The sequence below is a fragment of the Metabacillus sp. B2-18 genome (assembly GCF_021117275.1).
Lineage (GTDB): Bacteria > Bacillota > Bacilli > Bacillales > Bacillaceae > Metabacillus.
Genome location: NZ_CP088245.1, coordinates 300,320 through 318,154, shown reverse-complemented (window position 1 = coordinate 318,154; position 17,835 = coordinate 300,320). Strand labels below are relative to the sequence as shown.

Here is a 17,835-nt window from a genome sequence, read left to right as displayed (position 1 = left end):
TGTAATATTAAGTTCTAATAGATGTCAGATATTAGAGGTGAGAATAGAAGCAATTGGCGAACTGCCAATTGCTTGATTAAGTATTTTAGTGTTTAAAATGACGTACTCCTGTGAATACCATTGTGATTCCATATTCGTCAGCCATGCGGATGGAATCTTCGTCACGGATTGAGCCACCAGGTTGGATGATTGCTGTTACACCTGCTTTTGCAGCTGCTTCAACTGTGTCTGACATTGGGAAGAAAGCATCAGAGCCCATTGCGCTACCTTGTGCTTTTTCACCAGCCTGCTCAATTGCAATTTTAGCAGCGCCAACACGATTCATTTGCCCTGCACCAACTCCAACTGTCATTTCATCTTTTGCTAATACAATGGCGTTTGATTTTACATGTTTAACAACTTTCCAAGCTAATTTTAAGTCTTTCCATTCATCTTCTGATGGTTCACGTTTTGTTGGGATTGTTACTTCCACATCATCTAAAGATAGTGTGTCTTCACCTTGAACAAGTAAGCCACCGTGAACAGATTGAAGAACTTTTTCAGGCTTAGAAGCAGCTGACACATCAATTGTTAATAAACGAAGGTTTTTCTTTGCTGTTAAAACATCTAATGCCTCTTGACTGAATGATGGGGCAATGACAATCTCAAGGAAGATTTCGTGTAGCTTTTTAGCTGTTTCTACATCAACTTCATGATTCAGTGCAACAATACCACCGAAAATTGACGTTGGATCTGCTTCGAAGCAACGAGTGAATGCTTCTAATGTTGAAGTACCTACCCCTACTCCACATGGGTTCATATGTTTAACTGCTACTGCAGCTGGCTCTGTAAATTCCCGTACAATTTGAAGAGCTGCATCGGCATCTTTAATATTGTTAAAAGAAAGCTCTTTTCCATGAAGCTGCTCCGCGTTTGCAATAGATGCTACTGGAACGAATGGTTTTTGATAGAAAGTAGCACTTTGATGAGGGTTTTCCCCATAACGAAGAGATTGCTTTTTCTCAAATGTATAAGTAACTGTTTCAGGATCTTCTTCACCAATTGTTTTTGTTAAAAATTCTGCAATTAAAGCATCATAAGCAGCTGTGTGTCTGAAAACTTTTGCAGCTAAACGTTGTTTTTGAGCTAGTGATACTTCACCTGAAGCTTTTAGCTCTTCTAAAACAGTACTGTAATCTTGCGGATCAACAAGAACTGTTACATCTTCATGATTTTTTGCTGCAGAACGAAGCATTGATGGTCCGCCAATATCGATATTTTCAATAGCATCTTGGAATTGAACGTCCGGCTTAGAAACTGTTTCTTTAAAAGGATAAAGGTTTACAACAACCATATCGATTGTATCAATGTTATTTTCTTTTAATTGATCCATATGACTAGGGTTATTACGTACCGCTAGTAAACCCCCATGAATGTTTGGATGAAGAGTTTTTACACGACCATCCATGATTTCCGGAAATCCTGTTACTTCAGAAATTCCGATAACATTTAAGCCGTTTTCTTCAAGTAATTTCTTTGTTCCGCCAGTTGAAATAACTTCAACCCCTAATTCAATTAATTCCTTAACAAATGGGACAAGATTCTCTTTATCTGACACACTAACTAGCGCACGTTTCACTGCCATCAATTTTCACCTCTACACATTATTTTGATACTAATTCTTGAATGACTTTCGGATATAAAACATGTTCAACTTTATGGATTTTTTCTGCAATCATATCTTCTGTATCACCATAAGCAACCTCAACTGCTTGTTGAGCAATAATCGGGCCTGTATCCATTCCTGCATCCACATAATGTACGGTAACACCAGTTACCTTCACTCCTGCACGATAAGCTTGTCCTATCGCATCTTTACCTGGAAAAGCTGGTAGTAAAGATGGATGAATATTCACAATTTTATTTTCGTAAGCCTGTAATAACGTATCCCCAATTAATCTCATATAACCTGCTAGGATAACGAAATCTATTTGGTGATCACGCAAATGAGTTAAAATTTCCTCTTCGAATTGTGCTTTGTTTTCGAAGTCTTTTTGTACAAAACTAAAAACAGGAATGTTAGCTGATTTTGCACGCTCAATAACACCTGCTTTAAGCTTATCACAAATAACAAAACCAATCTCAGCATCTACTGCACCAAGCTTAACTTGATCAAGGATTGCCTGAAAATTACTGCCATTCCCTGACGCAAATACGGCTATTTTCTTCATTAACGTGCTCCTCCATTAAACGTAACACCAGAGCCTTCTACAACACGCCCAATACAAAAGCCTTTTTCATTGTTAGCTTCTAACTCTTTCATAACATCTTGTAAAAGCTCTTCTTTTACAGCAAGTACAAAACCAATTCCCATATTGAACACATTATACATATCGTCACTACTTAATTGTCCTTTTTCCTTCAGGAAGTTAAAAATATCAAGCATTGGCCAAGCACCAAGGTCGATTTCAACAGCTGTTTCTTCCGGTAGCATTCTAGGAATGTTTTCAATGAATCCACCACCAGTGATATGAGCCATTCCATCAACTTGATACTTTTTAATCACTTCAAGAACAGGCTTTACGTAAATTTTTGTTGGAGTTAATAATACCTCACCTAAGCTTTGTGTAAACGGCGCATATACCTCATTTAAATTAAGCTTTTGATCATCAAGTAGTATTTTACGAACTAAAGAAAAACCGTTACTATGAATACCACTTGATGCAAGACCGATTAGCACATGTCCTGGTTTAATGTTCTCGCCTGTTACAATGTTATCTTTTTCAACAACACCTACTGAGAAACCAGCAACATCATATTCATCCTCTTCATAAAGTCCAGGCATTTCCGCTGTTTCTCCACCAACTAACGCACAGCCAGATTGTTCACAGCCATCAGCGATCCCTTTTACAATTTGTTCAATTTTTTCAGGCTTTGCTTTTCCAAGAGCTAAATAATCTAAGAAAAATAAAGGCTCAGCTCCTTGAGCTAAGATGTCATTCACACACATCGCAACTGCATCAATTCCAATTGAATCATGCTTATCAGCCATAAAAGCAAGCTTTAATTTTGTCCCAACACCATCTGTACCTGAAACAAGTACAGGCTTTTTATAATTTAATTCACTTAAATCAAACATCCCACCAAAGCCACCAAGGCCACCTAATACACCTGTGCGCATTGTTTTGGCAACATGCTTTTTCATTCTTGAAACAGCTTCATATCCTGCTTCTATATCAACACCGGCTTGCTTATAAACGTCAGACATGTGTGTGATCCTCCTTATTAATTCGACAAATTTCGGGTGGTGCCAGGCACCACAAAAACACGTACCGAAAACAAGACAGGAATCGACCACTCGATTCCTATCAGCATTTTCTATTTACGCCTTCTCATGCGGCAGTACCGTGTCCGCGTAAATTTCAGTTGGGTAGCGTCCTGTGAAACAAGCTAAGCATTGACCTCTTGTTTCACCTTCATATGGGCGGCCCAGTCCTTCGAGTAAACCTTCGACACTTAGGAATGCTAAGCTGTCTGCTCCAATGATTTGACGGATTTCTTCGACTGAATGGTTAGAGGCAATGAGCTCTTCATGTGTTGACGTATCAATTCCATAGAAACATGGATTTGCAATAGGTGGTGAACTAATTCGCACGTGAACCTCAGTTGCACCTGCTTCACGAAGCATATTAACAATCCGTCGACTTGTTGTTCCTCGAACGATCGAATCATCAACCATTACAACGCGCTTTCCTTCAACAACACCACGTACAGCAGAAAGCTTCATTTTAACCCCTTGTTCACGAAGAGATTGAGATGGCTGAATAAACGTACGACCTACATAACGGTTTTTAATTAACCCTAATTCGTAAGGAATACCCGTTAACTCTGCAAAACCAATCGCAGCTGAGATACTTGAATCAGGTACACCTGTTACAACATCTGCATCTACCTCAGACTCAACAGCTAATCGTTTTCCTAAATTTTTACGGGCAGTATGAACATTAATTCCATCAATATTACTATCCGGACGAGAGAAATAAATATATTCCATACTGCATATAGAACGATTAATATTCATTGAAAAACGTTCAGAACGAATACCTTCATCATTGATAATAAGCAGTTCACCAGGCTGAACATCTCTTTCATATTTCGCTCCGACAACATCAAACGCACAAGTTTCAGATGCAATTACATAGGCATCACCCATAACTCCGATCGATAATGGACGTAAGCCATTAGGATCTAAAGCAACCATCATTTCTGTTTCTGTCATGATTAAAAAGGCGTACGCTCCTTTAATCATCGTTAATGCGTTTTTCACAGCTTCTTTCAAATCTTGATAACCACTTCTTCTAATAAGGTGGGCAAGCACCTCTGTGTCAGAAGTTGTTTGAAAAATACTTCCTTGGCTCTCAAGCTGATGCTTAAGCTGTGTCGCATTTACTAAGTTACCGTTATGAGCAAGAGCTAATCCGCCACTATGTGATTTGAAAAGCAAAGGCTGGACATTTTCATATCCGCCTCCACCAGCTGTTGCATAACGAACGTGACCGATTGCTGCTTTACCTGATAGTTCATTTAATTTTCCGCCCGCAAATACTTCGTTAATGAGGCCTAATCCCTTCATTCCTGTAAGCTTCTCGCCATCACTTGTTACAATCCCAGCACCTTCTTGACCTCTATGCTGTAGACTGTGCAGACCATAATAAGTGATTTGTGCTGCTTCAGGATGACCCCAAATTCCAAAAACGCCACATTCTTCGTTTAATCCCTTGAGTTCAGCAAGCATGGGATTGCTCCTTTCCATGCATCCTTTAATTCTTTAACAGATGCATCGACAAGTGTTTCGTTCTTCTCGTTTGAAATGATAAGTTTGCCAGAATCTGTTACTTCTCCAATACAAACTGCATCTACTAAACTTTCAAATGTTTCTTTGTTTTCTTTTTTCACAGAAAGGATAAATCTTGTTTGAGATTCACTAAATAATGCTGCCGTTGCATCACCTTGAAGAGTAACAGTAGCTCCTAATCCTTCACCACCGAATAATGGTTCAGCTAACGCAACCGCTACACCACCTTCAGATACATCATGAGCAGATGCTACTGACTTCGCACGAATTGCAGCAGAAATTTGTCCTAAAACGTTGCTTTCTTTCTCTAAATCTAGCTCCGGTGATTGACCAAAGATTTCGCCTTGTGTTAACTTTTGAAGCTCACTACCACCAAACTCCGGCTTTGTTTCACCAACAAGATAGATTAGATCTCCAGCTGCTTTAAAGTCTTGAGTTGTAATATAATCTGTATCTTCAATTAATCCAACCATACCGATAACAGGTGTTGGATAGATCGCTGTTCCATTTGTTTCGTTATATAAAGACACGTTACCGCCGATAACTGGTGTATTTAATACACGGCAAGCTTCACTAATTCCATCAGCCGCTTTTTCAATTTGCCAGAAAATTTCTGGTTTCTCAGGGTTACCGAAGTTCAAGTTATCTGTAATCGCAAGTGGAGTTGCACCAGAACATACGATGTTACGAGCTGCTTCTGCTACCGCAATTTTCCCACCAACTTCAGGATCTAAATAGAGATAACGAGAGTTACAGTCAGTTGTCATCGCTAAAGCTTTTTTCGTATCACGAATACGTACTACTGCAGCATCAGAACCTGGTGCTACAACTGTATTTGTACGAACCATATAATCATATTGATCGTAAACCCATTCTTTAGATGCAATCGTTGGTTGCTTTAATAGATTCACAAGTGTTTCTTTATAGTTATCTACTTGAAGAGGTGCTACGTTCATTTGTTGGAACTCTTCATAATAAGCAGGTACTTTAGATGGTTTGTGGTAAACAGGTGCTTCTTCTGCTAAAGCATCAACTGGAAGCTCACATACCACTTCACCTTTATGGAAAAGACGAAGCATTTTATCATCTGTTACTTTACCAACTGAAACAGCTTCTAAATCATATTTCTCAAAAAGATCAACAATTTCTTGCTCTCTTCCTTTTTCAATAACAAGCAACATTCTTTCTTGTGATTCAGAAAGCATCATTTCATAAGCTGACATACCAGTTTCACGTTGTGGAATGAGATCTAAGTCCATTTCAATACCAGAACCAGCTTTACTTGCCATCTCTGCTGATGAACTTGTTAATCCAGCTGCACCCATGTCTTGAATTCCAACTAAAGCGTCATTCTTAATAACTTCTAAGCAAGCTTCTAATAAAAGCTTCTCCATGAATGGATCGCCTACTTGCACAGCAGAACGATCTGCACCAGAATCGTCAGTTAATTCTTCAGAAGAAAATGTTGCACCATGAATTCCGTCACGGCCAGTTTTGGCACCAACATACATGACTGTGTTGCCAACACCTTTTGCCTGACCCTTTTTAATATCTTCATGGTTAATTAACCCAACACACATTGCATTAACAAGTGGATTTCCTTCATAAGAAGCATCAAATTGGATTTCTCCACCTACAGTTGGAATACCAATACAATTACCGTAACCAGCGATCCCTGCAACAACCTCTTCAAATAAATATTTCACACGAGGTGTTTTTAGTTCTCCAAAACGTAAAGAATTTAAAATCGCAATAGGTCTAGCTCCCATAGAGAATACATCACGGATGATCCCACCTACACCAGTTGCTGCACCTTGGTAAGGCTCAATTGCAGATGGATGGTTATGACTCTCAATCTTGAATACAACCGCTTGATTGTCTCCAATATCAACGATCCCAGCTCCCTCACCAGGACCTTGTAGTACTTTTTCACCTGTAACAGGAAACTTCTTTAGAATTGGTTTAGAGTTTTTGTAGCTGCAGTGCTCCGACCACATAACCGAAAAAATACCGATTTCTGTGTAATTTGGAAGACGTCCAATAATTTTTTCAATCAGGGCAAACTCGTCATCACTTACACCCATTTGTCTGTAGATTTTTTCATCTTTTATCATCTGGTTTGTTGGTTCAAGCAGTAGTGACATGAGATTCCCTCCAGTTTTTTACGATCGATTGAAATAATTTTAATCCGTCAGCACTTCCTAATAATTCATCAACTGCACGCTCAGGGTGAGGCATCATCCCTAATACATTTCCGCGCTCGTTTGTAATGCCTGCAATATCAACTAAGCTGCCATTTGGATTTTTTTCGTACGTAAACACGATTTGATTGTTTTCTTTAAGCGTTTGAAGTGTTTGCTCATCACAATAATAGTTCCCTTCTCCATGTGCAATCGGAATTGAGATAACCTCATCCTTTTCATAAGCTGAAGTAAAGGCTGTTTCATTGTTCTCAACCTTTAAATTAACTGGTCGACACATAAACTTTAAATTTTCATTTCTCTTCATTGCACCTGGCAGTAAACCAACTTCTAATAAAATCTGGAATCCATTACATACACCAAGGACAGGCTTACCAACTTCAGCTGCTTTTACAACTTCTTTCATTACGTTTGAGAAGCGAGCAATCGCACCTGAGCGTAAGTAGTCTCCGTAAGAAAATCCACCTGGTAGAAGAATGCCATCAAACCCACTTAAATCCGTTTCATCATGCCAAACATATTCTACTTCTTCACCAAGCTCATCTTTAATTGCATGGTACATATCAACATCACAGTTAGACCCTGGGAAAACGATCACAGCGAATTTCACTTTGTGACAACCTCCTGTACCTCATAGCTAAAGTCTTCAATCACTGTATTAGCAAGTAGTTTTTCACACATTTCACGAACAGCTACATCTAAATCACGATCTGATTTTTCAATTGTAAGCTCCATATATTTTCCGATACGAACATCTTGAACTTCTTTGTAATCCATGCTGTGTAATGCACTTTTCACTGCGCTTCCTTGTGGATCTAATACACTTTCTCTTAAAGTGACATAAACTTTTACTTTGTACATGTTGATTGGCCTCCAAGTCTAGTTAAAATAACTTCATATGCATCTGTTAAACTACCAATATCTCGACGAAACACATCTTTATCAAACTTCTCATTTGTATTGATATCCCATAAACGGCATGTATCCGGTGAAACTTCATCTGCAAGAATGATATTTCCATCTTCAGTTAATCCAAACTCAAGTTTAAAATCAATCAGACGAACATCACATGAAAGGAAATGAGCTTTAAGCACTTCATTTACCTTTTTAGCTAGAGTTTTTAATGTTTCAACTTGCTCTGGTGTTGCAACTTCTAATAGAGCAATATGATCTTCGGTAATTAATGGATCACCTAAATCATCATCTTTGTAATAAAACTCTACTAGTGGATGTTTAATTTCTGTTCCCTCTTCAATTCCAATACGTTTAGAAAGGCTGCCTGCCACAACATTTCTTACCACTACTTCTAAAGGAATAATTTCTACCTTTTTGACAAGTTGCTCAGTAGCTGAAAGTCTTTTAACAAAATGATTTTCAATGTTGTTAGCTGTTAGCCTTTCAAAAATCAATGTAGAAATCTCATTATTTAAACGACCTTTACCTGTAATCTCTTCCTTTTTCACACCATTAAAGGCTGTTGCAGAATCTTTGTATGAGACCCATAAAATAGTAGGTTCGTTTGTTTTATAAATTCTTTTTGCTTTACCTTCATATAGTAATTCAAGCTTTTCTGTACTCAATGAAAGCCCTCCTAAACTGAATATTGGGAACCTTAAGTATATACAAACTATTTGTTAGATTTTCTAACCATATTTTTTTATCAAATAGATAGCAAGGGACTTTTTAGCCCTTGCTATTTGCTTTTTATAATCCTAGACGTTCGAAAATAGTATCGACACCTTTTAAGTGGTAATTATAATCGAAGCAGTCTGCAATTGTTTCAGCTGAAAGACGAGAAGTAATCTTTTCTTCTGCTTCTATTAATCCACGGAAAGGTACTTGTTTTTCCCATGCTTCCATTGCTTTTGGTTGAACAAGGTCATACGCTTCTTCTCTTGTCATACCAGTATCAATTAGCGCTAATAACACACGTTGAGAGTAGATAAGACCTTGTGTACGATCCATATTACGCTTCATGTTTTCAGGGAATACTGTTAAGTTTTTCACAATATTACCGAAGCGATTTAACATATAGTTAAGAGCAATCGTAGCATCTGGTAAGATAATACGTTCAGCTGAAGAGTGAGAAATATCTCTTTCATGCCATAAAGGAACATTTTCGTAAGCTGTTAACATATACCCACGAATAACACGTGCAAGACCTGTCATATTTTCTGAACCGATCGGGTTACGTTTATGAGGCATTGCTGAAGATCCTTTTTGACCCTTTGCAAACGATTCTTCCACTTCACGTGTTTCACTCTTTTGTAGACCACGAATTTCTACAGCGAACTTCTCAATTGACGTTGCAACTAATGCAATAGCAGCCATATAATCTGCATGACGGTCACGTTGTAAAGTTTGTGTTGAAATTGGAGCAGGTTTTGTTCCTAGCTTTTCACACACATATGATTCAACAAAAGGATCAATGTTTGCATAAGTTCCAACAGCACCAGAGATCTTTCCATATTCAACACCTTCTGCAGCACGCTTAAAGCGATCTAAATTACGTTTCATTTCTTCATACCATAATCCAAGCTTTAAACCAAAAGTTGTTGGTTCAGCATGTACACCATGAGTACGTCCCATCATGACTGTGTATTTATGCTCTTGTGCTTTTTCTTTTAAAATTTGAATAAAGTTTTCAATATCTTTTAACAGAATATCGTTTGCTTGTTTAAGTATATAAGATAAAGCAGTATCTACTACATCAGTTGACGTTAAGCCATAATGAACCCATTTACGTTCTTCACCAAGAGTTTCCGAAACCGCTCTAGTGAACGCAACAACATCATGACGAGTTTCTAATTCAATTTCGTTAATGCGGTTCACATCAAATGATGCATTCTTACGAAGAAGTGCAACATCTTCTTTTGGAATAACTCCAAGCTCTGCCCATGCTTCACATGCTAAAATTTCTACCTCTAACCAAGCTTTAAATTTATTTTCTTCCGTCCAAATCGCGCCCATTTCTGGTCTTGTATAACGTTCAATCATGTTTTTGCCTCCGTTCTATTTATAACCCCAAATTTGATTTACTTTATCTATGTCTTTTTCTATTGTTTCACTAATAAACGTGATATGTCCCATTTTGCGTTTTGCAGCAGGTTCCTTCTTTCCATATAGGTGAAGCTTTGCATCTTTTAGTAATGAGAGATGATCACTCACTATGGATAAATCTTCTCCTAATAGATTCACCATCATACCGCTTTGAAGCAATGTAGTTCTCCCTAAAGGCAGATCACAGACAGCCCGGATATGTTGTTCAAATTGATCTGTTTCACATAAGTCGATTGTATAATGACCTGAATTATGTGGGCGAGGTGCAAGCTCATTAATATAGATATCTCCATTTTTCGTTAAAAACATTTCTACTGCAAGTGTTCCTACAAGCTCAAAGCTATTTGATAGCTTTATAGCTAACTGTTCTGCTTTTTGAATAACTTCATCTGACACTCTTGCAGGTACAATGCTTTGATAAAGAATATTGTCTTTATGAACATTTTCAGCCACTGGAAATGTCTTTGTCTCGCCACTAACAGATCGTGTCACAATAACGGATATTTCCTTTTCAAAAGGTACCCATTTTTCTAATATACATGTTCCATGAGAAAGTAATTGTTTCGCTTCCTCAAGATCTTGATCACTACGGAGGACTCTTTGTCCTTTACCGTCATAACCACCTCTACATGTTTTTAACACGCTTGGATACTCAAGCTTTTCAACTGCCTTGTATAACTCCTCATCATTATGGATGATTTGATAAGGCGCTACCTCACAACCTGCTTTCTCTATGGCTGCTTTTTCTGTTTCACGATCCTGCGTTAAAAGAAGCAATGAGCTTTTCTGTGGTAATGCCGCATTTTCTTCTAACCAACGCAGTGCTGTGTAATCGATGTTCTCGAATTCATAGGTAATAACATCACTAACTTCAGCAAGTCTCTTAATTGCATTTAAATCTTCATAACCTGCTGTAATCTCTATATCTGCAATTTGACCACAAGGACAATCTTCTGTTGGATCCAATACCGCGATACGATAGCCAAGCTGTCTAGCTGCAATGGCCATCATTCTGCCAAGCTGACCTCCACCAATTATCCCAATTGTTCCTCCTGGCAATATCGTTTGGTTACTCAAGTTCATCACTGCTTTCTAACACCTTTAGTCGAAGTTCTTCTCTTCTTGTATCTAATTTATCTGCTAGAGATTGATCACCTGTTGAAAGAATCTCAGCAGCTAATAAACCCGCATTCGTTGCTCCTGCTTTTCCTATCGCAACCGTTGCAACTGGGACCCCTCCTGGCATTTGAACAATCGATAACAATGAATCAAGACCATTTAGAGCCTTTGACTGTACTGGAACTCCAATGACTGGTAAAGATGTTTTTGCTGCTACCATCCCCGGTAAATGTGCAGCACCTCCTGCACCAGCAATAATAACCTTTAAACCTCTTTTTCTAGCATTTTCAGCATACTCAAACATGTAATCTGGTGTGCGATGTGCTGAAACAACCTTCTTTTCATAGGGAACATTCAACTCATCAAGAATATCACATGCAGCTTTCATTGTTTCCCAGTCAGACGTACTTCCCATGATAACTCCTACAACCGGCTCCATCTTTTCCCCACCTTTACAAAACTAGAAAACTTGGCTTGTCGCTAAGTACAACGGCGAAAGCCCTATTTTAAATAAACTCTGATACTAAAAAAGCTCGATATCTAAACTCTCTCTAATCCATAGAGAAAGTTCAGTATATCGAGCTCGGATTATAGGTCTATTTCCGAATCGTATATACATGACTTTCCCTCATAGTCCGGTGATTTACGGTCATCGGGTAGAAACTTCTGGGCCATATTCCCAATTATATATGAGGTTTATCGTTCATCAATTATTTACATGTTTTATATTAACAATGAAGCTTTTCGATGTCAACGTAAAATCGAACGATTTATTTTATTGACACATTAATGTTCGTGTTTTACATTAATTTCCCTTCAAATGTAATACTTCTACCACATGGAACATGTTCAACAACATTATCTCGTTTTTCTTCCTTAAAGATAGGCTGCTCCGTTCTTCTAACAGGAAAGTACCCTTCCTTACTCATTCTAGCTAAACAATCTTCAATCGTTTCATTTTCTTCTACTATAAATTTTTTCTTTTTTGGCTTACTTGTCATTCTTCAACCTCCATAAAGTACAATCCCAATTTCATAAAAAAAGTACTCTCATTTTACCACTTTTTTAATACCTCTACTTATTATTTCCGGGTAATTTTGAAAGACATATACCATATAAAAGGAGAAAAAGGAGGCTGGGGACTAACAGGGTGTGATTTTGAGTACCTAGCATGTGGCAGTTCATAAAATGTAACTTCTAAATTACAAGAGACCTTGGTTATTTATGGTAAAATTATTTTACATCTGTTTTATCTTACCTAATTAAATTTGAATGGGAGTCTTTGTTTTGTTAATTACTACTGCTATTTTGTATTTTTTAGGAATTATTTCTATTGCTTATCAGCAAGTAATGTTCTCTACAATTGTTTTTATTGGATTATTGGTTTTGTTAATAACAAATAAAGAAAGACGGTTCATTATATCTCTATTGTTATCGTTTCTAATTGGTTTTGTGGTATTTATGGTTACTAATGATTTCATTGGAGAGTTAAATATCTCAAAGGAAACAAAAGTAATTCTAAATCGGACTTTCCTTGTTTTTATCATAATAGGGATCATTTTAAACCATGTATTCTTCAATAACACAATTTCTTGGTACAATAAGAAACCAGATTGGCAAAATCCCATTATTTTACCGTTCCATAAAGTTAATACATTCTGGTTTTGGATAATAGGAATCATCGTTAATGGGTTTATATATCTAATTTTTATTATTCAAAAAGATATAGAATATATCCAATCGCTTCTATTGTTTTCCTTAATTTTCTCACTAATAAATGCTATTTTTGAGGAAGTTATTTGGAGAGGAATCATGCTTTCCAGCCTTAAGAAATACACATCTACAGGTTTTGCAATTTTTGTTACAAGTGTTGGTTTTGGACTTCTTCATCTAGCAATTGGTTTTTCCATTTCTCTTAGTTTGTTAATTTCAATTGCAGGAGTAATTTACGCATTAATCACACTTAAAACGAACAGCATCTATCCTAGTATTGTTTTTCATATCATCATTAATATCGGAATGGTATTCAGCGGTTTTATAATCTGATACTCTCTAACAGAAAGCTCAGAACCTAAATAAAAAGGTTTGAGCTTTCCACATCAGTTTTTTTCAATAATTCTATATTTTAAAAATCTCTCCTATTCAGATTAATTTTTATAATTAATAAAAAAACTCCATATGCAGCTTTTCCTTCTTATAATAGTCTAAACGATCCTTTAATGTTCCCGTGTGAAATTCAAATTTATGTCCATCTGGGTCAGTAAAATAGATCGATTTTTTATCTTTTTCATCTCTTGGACGTCCTGAAAGAATTGTTACATTTAATTCACTTAATTTGTTGTAAACTTGATCATAATCCTTTTCATCTATAGAAAAAGCAATATGTGTATAAGAATGTGCTATTTCATTTCGCGCAATATCCTTCTCCTCATTCAATGCTACCCAATAACCATTCAAATCAAAATATGCAGTACTACGACCTTTTACTAATAATTTAGCACCAAATACACTCTGGTAAAATTCTATTGATTGATTTAAATCTGAAACTGAAAACAGAAAGTGATTAATTTCTTTAATCATACTAATTTCCCCCATCTTTATTGACTTAAACGTCTCATACCGGATAAATATATCATATCTATGTAAAAATTAAGAAGATGGCTTCTGTCGGGCCTCTTTTAATAGAGACATCTTAATTTAAAAGTGGAGGATACAAAATGCTGATCTAATCGGGTTAGATTGTTTTTATCTACGATTTCTGGTAGTTTATTTTCGACTCATAATACCCTATCTACGATTTTGAGATCTTCATCTGCAATTCTACAAAATTATATGCATTCAACTTCTACAACTACACACAAAAAAATAGACCAGCATTTCTGATCTTTTCTTCACTTACTTTGCGACGTCCTACTCTCACAGGGGAAACCCCCAACTACCATCGGCGCTAAGAGCTTAACTTCCGTGTTCGGACTATCGGCCTGCGATAAGCGGCGAATCTCCGCGTCAGCTTGTTCATTCAGATCCTCATGTGCCAAGACCGCACACTCCGGTCTTCATTCTCTGCGCTTCCTTGATCTTCTTGCTTCTCCCAAGCCTCAGGCTAGTAGTTTTACTTTGTCTCTAATTTTTATTTTCAAACCTTCGGTTTAACAACCTATAACTACACAAAAAAAGATCAGTATCTCTACTGATCTTTCCTTCATCTTACTTGGCGACGTCCTACTCTCACAGGGGGAAACCCCCAACTACCATCGGCGCTGAAGAGCTTAACTTCCGTGTTCGGCATGGGAACGGGTGTGACCTCTTCGCCATCATCACCAAATAATGTGGTTTACGGCTTCCGATGAACTTCACATTTCTGCGTCATCTCATTCGTCAACATCCTCACGTACTGAAGTACGCTCCGGTGTCTCCTCAATCGATTCCTTGAACTGTTCGTTCCTCGAAACCCTTTCACTTTGTATAAAGTTTTCAAGAATATTATATTCCTTCAAAACTAGATAACGAATCACAATTCAATTCACTAAGCTTACGCTTTTATTAGGTTAAGTCCTCGATCGATTAGTATCAGTCAGCTCCACACGTCACCGCGCTTCCACCTCTGACCTATCAACCTGATCATCTTTCAGGGATCTTACTCACTAATGTGATGGGAAATCTCATCTTGAGGGGGGCTTCATGCTTAGATGCTTTCAGCACTTATCCCTTCCGCACATAGCTACCCAGCTATGCCTTTGGCAAGACAACTGGTACACCAGCGGTGCGTCCATCCCGGTCCTCTCGTACTAAGGACAGCTCCTCTCAAATTTCCTACGCCCACGACGGATAGGGACCGAACTGTCTCACGACGTTCTGAACCCAGCTCGCGTACCGCTTTAATGGGCGAACAGCCCAACCCTTGGGACCGACTACAGCCCCAGGATGCGATGAGCCGACATCGAGGTGCCAAACCTCCCCGTCGATGTGGACTCTTGGGGGAGATAAGCCTGTTATCCCCGGGGTAGCTTTTATCCGTTGAGCGATGGCCCTTCCATGCGGAACCACCGGATCACTAAGCCCGACTTTCGTCCCTGCTCGACTTGTAGGTCTCGCAGTCAAGCTCCCTTGTGCCTTTACACTCTACGAATGATTTCCAACCATTCTGAGGGAACCTTTGGGCGCCTCCGTTACATTTTAGGAGGCGACCGCCCCAGTCAAACTGCCCACCTGACACTGTCTCCCAGCCCGATCAGGGCTGTGGGTTAGAATTTCAATACAGCCAGGGTAGTATCCCACCGACGCCTCCACCGAAGCTAGCGCTCCGGCTTCTCAGGCTCCTACCTATCCTGTACAAGCTGTACCAAAATTCAATATCAGGCTACAGTAAAGCTCCACGGGGTCTTTCCGTCCTGTCGCGGGTAACCTGCATCTTCACAGGTACTATAATTTCACCGAGTCTCTCGTTGAGACAGTGCCCAGATCGTTACGCCTTTCGTGCGGGTCGGAACTTACCCGACAAGGAATTTCGCTACCTTAGGACCGTTATAGTTACGGCCGCCGTTTACTGGGGCTTCGGTTCAAAGCTTCGCTTGCGCTAACCTCTCCCCTTAACCTTCCAGCACCGGGCAGGCGTCAGCCCCTATACTTCGCCTTGCGGCTTCGCAGAGACCTGTGTTTTTGCTAAACAGTCGCCTGGGCCTATTCACTGCGGCTTTTCCGGGCTATTCACCCTAAAAAGCACCCCTTCTCCCGAAGTTACGGGGTCATTTTGCCGAGTTCCTTAACGAGAGTTCTCTCGCTCACCTTAGGATTCTCTCCTCGCCTACCTGTGTCGGTTTGCGGTACGGGCACCTCTCACCTCGCTAGAGGCTTTTCTTGGCAGTGTGGAATCAGGAACTTCGGTACTATAGTTCCCTCGCCATCACAGCTCAGCCTTCGCGACAACGGGATTTGCCTCGTTGTCAGCCTAACTGCTTGGACGCGCATATCCAACAGCGCGCTTACCCTATCCTTCTGCGTCCCCCCATTGCTCAAATGGTGAGGAGGTGGTACAGGAATTTCAACCTGTTGGCCATCGCCTACGCCTTTCGGCCTCGGCTTAGGTCCCGACTAACCCTGAGCGGACGAGCCTTCCTCAGGAAACCTTAGGCATTCGGTGGAGGGGATTCTCACCCCTCTTTCGCTACTCATACCGGCATTCTCACTTCTAAGCGCTCCACCAGTCCTTACGGTCTGGCTTCACAGCCCTTAGAACGCTCTCCTACCACTGTTCTAAAAGAACAGTCCACAGCTTCGGTGATACGTTTAGCCCCGGTACATTTTCGGCGCAGAGTCACTCGACCAGTGAGCTATTACGCACTCTTTAAATGGTGGCTGCTTCTAAGCCAACATCCTGGTTGTCTAAGCAACTCCACATCCTTTTCCACTTAACGTATACTTTGGGACCTTAGCTGGTGGTCTGGGCTGTTTCCCTCTTGACTACGGATCTTATCACTCGCAGTCTGACTCCTGAACATAAGTCTTTGGCATTCGGAGTTTGACTGAATTCGGTAACCCGATGGGGGCCCCTAGTCCAATCAGTGCTCTACCTCCAAGACTCTCATTTCAAGGCTAGCCCTAAAGCTATTTCGGAGAGAACCAGCTATCTCCAAGTTCGATTGGAATTTCTCCGCTACCCACACCTCATCCCCGCACTTTTCAACGTGCGTGGGTTCGGGCCTCCATTCAGTGTTACCTGAACTTCACCCTGGACATGGGTAGATCACCTGGTTTCGGGTCTACGACCACGTACTTATTCGCCCTATTCAGACTCGCTTTCGCTGCGGCTCCGTCTTATCAACTTAACCTTGCACGGGATCGTAACTCGCCGGTTCATTCTACAAAAGGCACGCCATTACCCATTAACGGGCTTTGACTACTTGTAGGCACACGGTTTCAGGATCTCTTTCACTCCCCTTCCGGGGTGCTTTTCACCTTTCCCTCACGGTACTGGTTCACTATCGGTCACTAGGGAGTATTTAGCCTTGGGAGATGGTCCTCCCTGCTTCCGACGGGATTTCACGTGTCCCGCCGTACTCAGGATCCACTCTGGAGGGAACGAAGTTTCAACTACAGGGTTGTTACCTTCTTTGACGGGCCTTTCCAGACCTCTTCATTTACTCCGTTCCTTTGTAACTCCGTATAGAGTGTCCTACAACCCCAAGAGGCAAGCCTCTTGGTTTGGGCTTCTTCCGTTTCGCTCGCCGCTACTTAGGAAATCGCGTTTGCTTTCTCTTCCTCCGGGTACTTAGATGTTTCAGTTCCCCGGGTCTGCCATCAACACCCTATGTATTCAGGTGAAGATACTACTCCATTACGAGCAGTGGGTTTCCCCATTCGGAAATCTCCGGATCAAAGCTTACTTACAGCTCCCCGAAGCATATCGGTGTTAGTACCGTCCTTCATCGGCTCCTAGTGCCAAGGCATCCACCGTGCGCCCTTAACAACTTAACCTTTGACAAACGATAAGCTTCGAATTTCTTCGTTGACTTCCCTTCTTCCGGTGCTCATGTACTCTCGTACACTCCGCTCCTCATCAGGTCGTCGCCTCGAACTTCTCGCTTCTCCTTTGTCTCAAGACATAAGATCAAACTCAATATC

At 39.9% G+C, this 17,835-nt stretch carries 14 protein-coding genes, 2 rRNA genes and 1 riboswitch; of the genes, 1 reads left to right on the top strand and 15 read right to left on the bottom strand.

Annotated features, from left to right (window positions below; genetic code table 11):
* Positions 1 to 85 precede the first annotated feature (85 nt).
* The 12 genes from purH to LPC09_RS01645 form a co-directional block, all read right to left on the bottom strand.
* Entirely contained in the window at positions 86 to 1,624 is a 1,539-nt protein-coding gene (gene purH, locus LPC09_RS01700) for a bifunctional phosphoribosylaminoimidazolecarboxamide formyltransferase/IMP cyclohydrolase (RefSeq protein WP_098797705.1), read from the bottom strand.
* Between the two features lie 19 nt (positions 1,625 to 1,643).
* Positions 1,644 to 2,210 (bottom strand): phosphoribosylglycinamide formyltransferase, encoded by a 567-nt coding sequence (gene purN, locus LPC09_RS01695; RefSeq protein WP_098797706.1) that lies wholly within the window; start codon positions 2,208 to 2,210, stop codon positions 1,644 to 1,646.
* A complete protein-coding gene (gene purM / locus LPC09_RS01690) occupies positions 2,210 to 3,247 on the bottom strand; it encodes a phosphoribosylformylglycinamidine cyclo-ligase (RefSeq protein WP_098797707.1) in 1,038 nt (345 codons plus the stop codon). Before purM ends, purN begins: the two co-directional genes overlap by 1 nt.
* Before the next feature lie 114 nt (positions 3,248 to 3,361).
* Entirely contained in the window at positions 3,362 to 4,774 is a 1,413-nt protein-coding gene (gene purF, locus LPC09_RS01685) for an amidophosphoribosyltransferase (RefSeq protein ID WP_098797708.1), read from the bottom strand.
* Positions 4,750 to 6,978, bottom strand: coding sequence for a phosphoribosylformylglycinamidine synthase subunit PurL (gene purL / locus LPC09_RS01680; RefSeq protein ID WP_098797709.1), 2,229 nt, complete (start codon positions 6,976 to 6,978; stop codon positions 4,750 to 4,752). The genes purF and purL overlap by 25 nt, the downstream gene beginning before the upstream one ends.
* Complete coding sequence (gene purQ / locus LPC09_RS01675) at positions 6,962 to 7,645, bottom strand: phosphoribosylformylglycinamidine synthase subunit PurQ (protein WP_231308841.1); 684 nt, start codon at positions 7,643 to 7,645, stop codon at positions 6,962 to 6,964. The genes purL and purQ overlap by 17 nt, the downstream gene beginning before the upstream one ends.
* Positions 7,642 to 7,896, bottom strand: a complete 255-nt coding sequence (purS, locus tag LPC09_RS01670; RefSeq protein WP_098797711.1) for a phosphoribosylformylglycinamidine synthase subunit PurS — start codon at positions 7,894 to 7,896, stop codon at positions 7,642 to 7,644. Before purS ends, purQ begins: the two co-directional genes overlap by 4 nt.
* The gene (purC, locus tag LPC09_RS01665) at positions 7,884 to 8,615 is read right to left on the bottom strand and encodes a phosphoribosylaminoimidazolesuccinocarboxamide synthase (protein WP_231308840.1); all 732 of its coding nucleotides are present in this window, start codon (positions 8,613 to 8,615) and stop codon (positions 7,884 to 7,886) included. Before purC ends, purS begins: the two co-directional genes overlap by 13 nt.
* Positions 8,616 to 8,739: 124 nt before the next feature.
* On the bottom strand, positions 8,740 to 10,032 hold the full coding sequence (gene purB / locus LPC09_RS01660) for an adenylosuccinate lyase (protein WP_231308839.1): 1,293 nt from the start codon (positions 10,030 to 10,032) through the stop codon (positions 8,740 to 8,742).
* Between the two features lie 15 nt (positions 10,033 to 10,047).
* A complete protein-coding gene (purK, locus tag LPC09_RS01655; protein WP_098797714.1) occupies positions 10,048 to 11,178 on the bottom strand; it encodes a 5-(carboxyamino)imidazole ribonucleotide synthase in 1,131 nt (376 codons plus the stop codon).
* Positions 11,165 to 11,653, bottom strand: a complete 489-nt coding sequence (gene purE, locus LPC09_RS01650) for a 5-(carboxyamino)imidazole ribonucleotide mutase (RefSeq protein ID WP_098797715.1) — start codon at positions 11,651 to 11,653, stop codon at positions 11,165 to 11,167. The genes purK and purE overlap by 14 nt, the downstream gene beginning before the upstream one ends.
* Positions 11,654 to 11,825: 172 nt before the next feature.
* A riboswitch (purine riboswitch) is annotated at positions 11,826 to 11,927 on the bottom strand.
* 87 nt (positions 11,928 to 12,014) lie between these two features.
* Positions 12,015 to 12,215 (bottom strand): NETI motif-containing protein, encoded by a 201-nt coding sequence (locus tag LPC09_RS01645; RefSeq protein WP_098797716.1) that lies wholly within the window; start codon positions 12,213 to 12,215, stop codon positions 12,015 to 12,017.
* A gap of 286 nt (positions 12,216 to 12,501) precedes the next feature.
* Here LPC09_RS01645 and LPC09_RS01640 point away from each other — a divergent pair, with 286 nt between their 5' ends.
* The gene (locus LPC09_RS01640) at positions 12,502 to 13,260 is read left to right on the top strand and encodes a CPBP family intramembrane glutamic endopeptidase (RefSeq protein WP_176551101.1); all 759 of its coding nucleotides are present in this window, start codon (positions 12,502 to 12,504) and stop codon (positions 13,258 to 13,260) included.
* Positions 13,261 to 13,374: 114 nt separating this feature from the next.
* On the opposite strand, the gene fosM is transcribed toward LPC09_RS01640, so the two are convergent.
* From fosM to LPC09_RS01625, 3 genes are all read right to left on the bottom strand, one after another.
* Positions 13,375 to 13,794, bottom strand: a complete 420-nt coding sequence (fosM, locus tag LPC09_RS01635; RefSeq protein ID WP_098797718.1) for a FosM family fosfomycin resistance protein — start codon at positions 13,792 to 13,794, stop codon at positions 13,375 to 13,377.
* A 629-nt stretch (positions 13,795 to 14,423) separates the two neighbouring features.
* Positions 14,424 to 14,539: ribosomal RNA gene (gene rrf / locus LPC09_RS01630) — 5S ribosomal RNA — on the bottom strand.
* Positions 14,540 to 14,758: 219 nt separating this feature from the next.
* Positions 14,759 to 17,688, bottom strand: a 23S ribosomal RNA gene (locus LPC09_RS01625).
* Positions 17,689 to 17,835 lie beyond the last annotated feature (147 nt).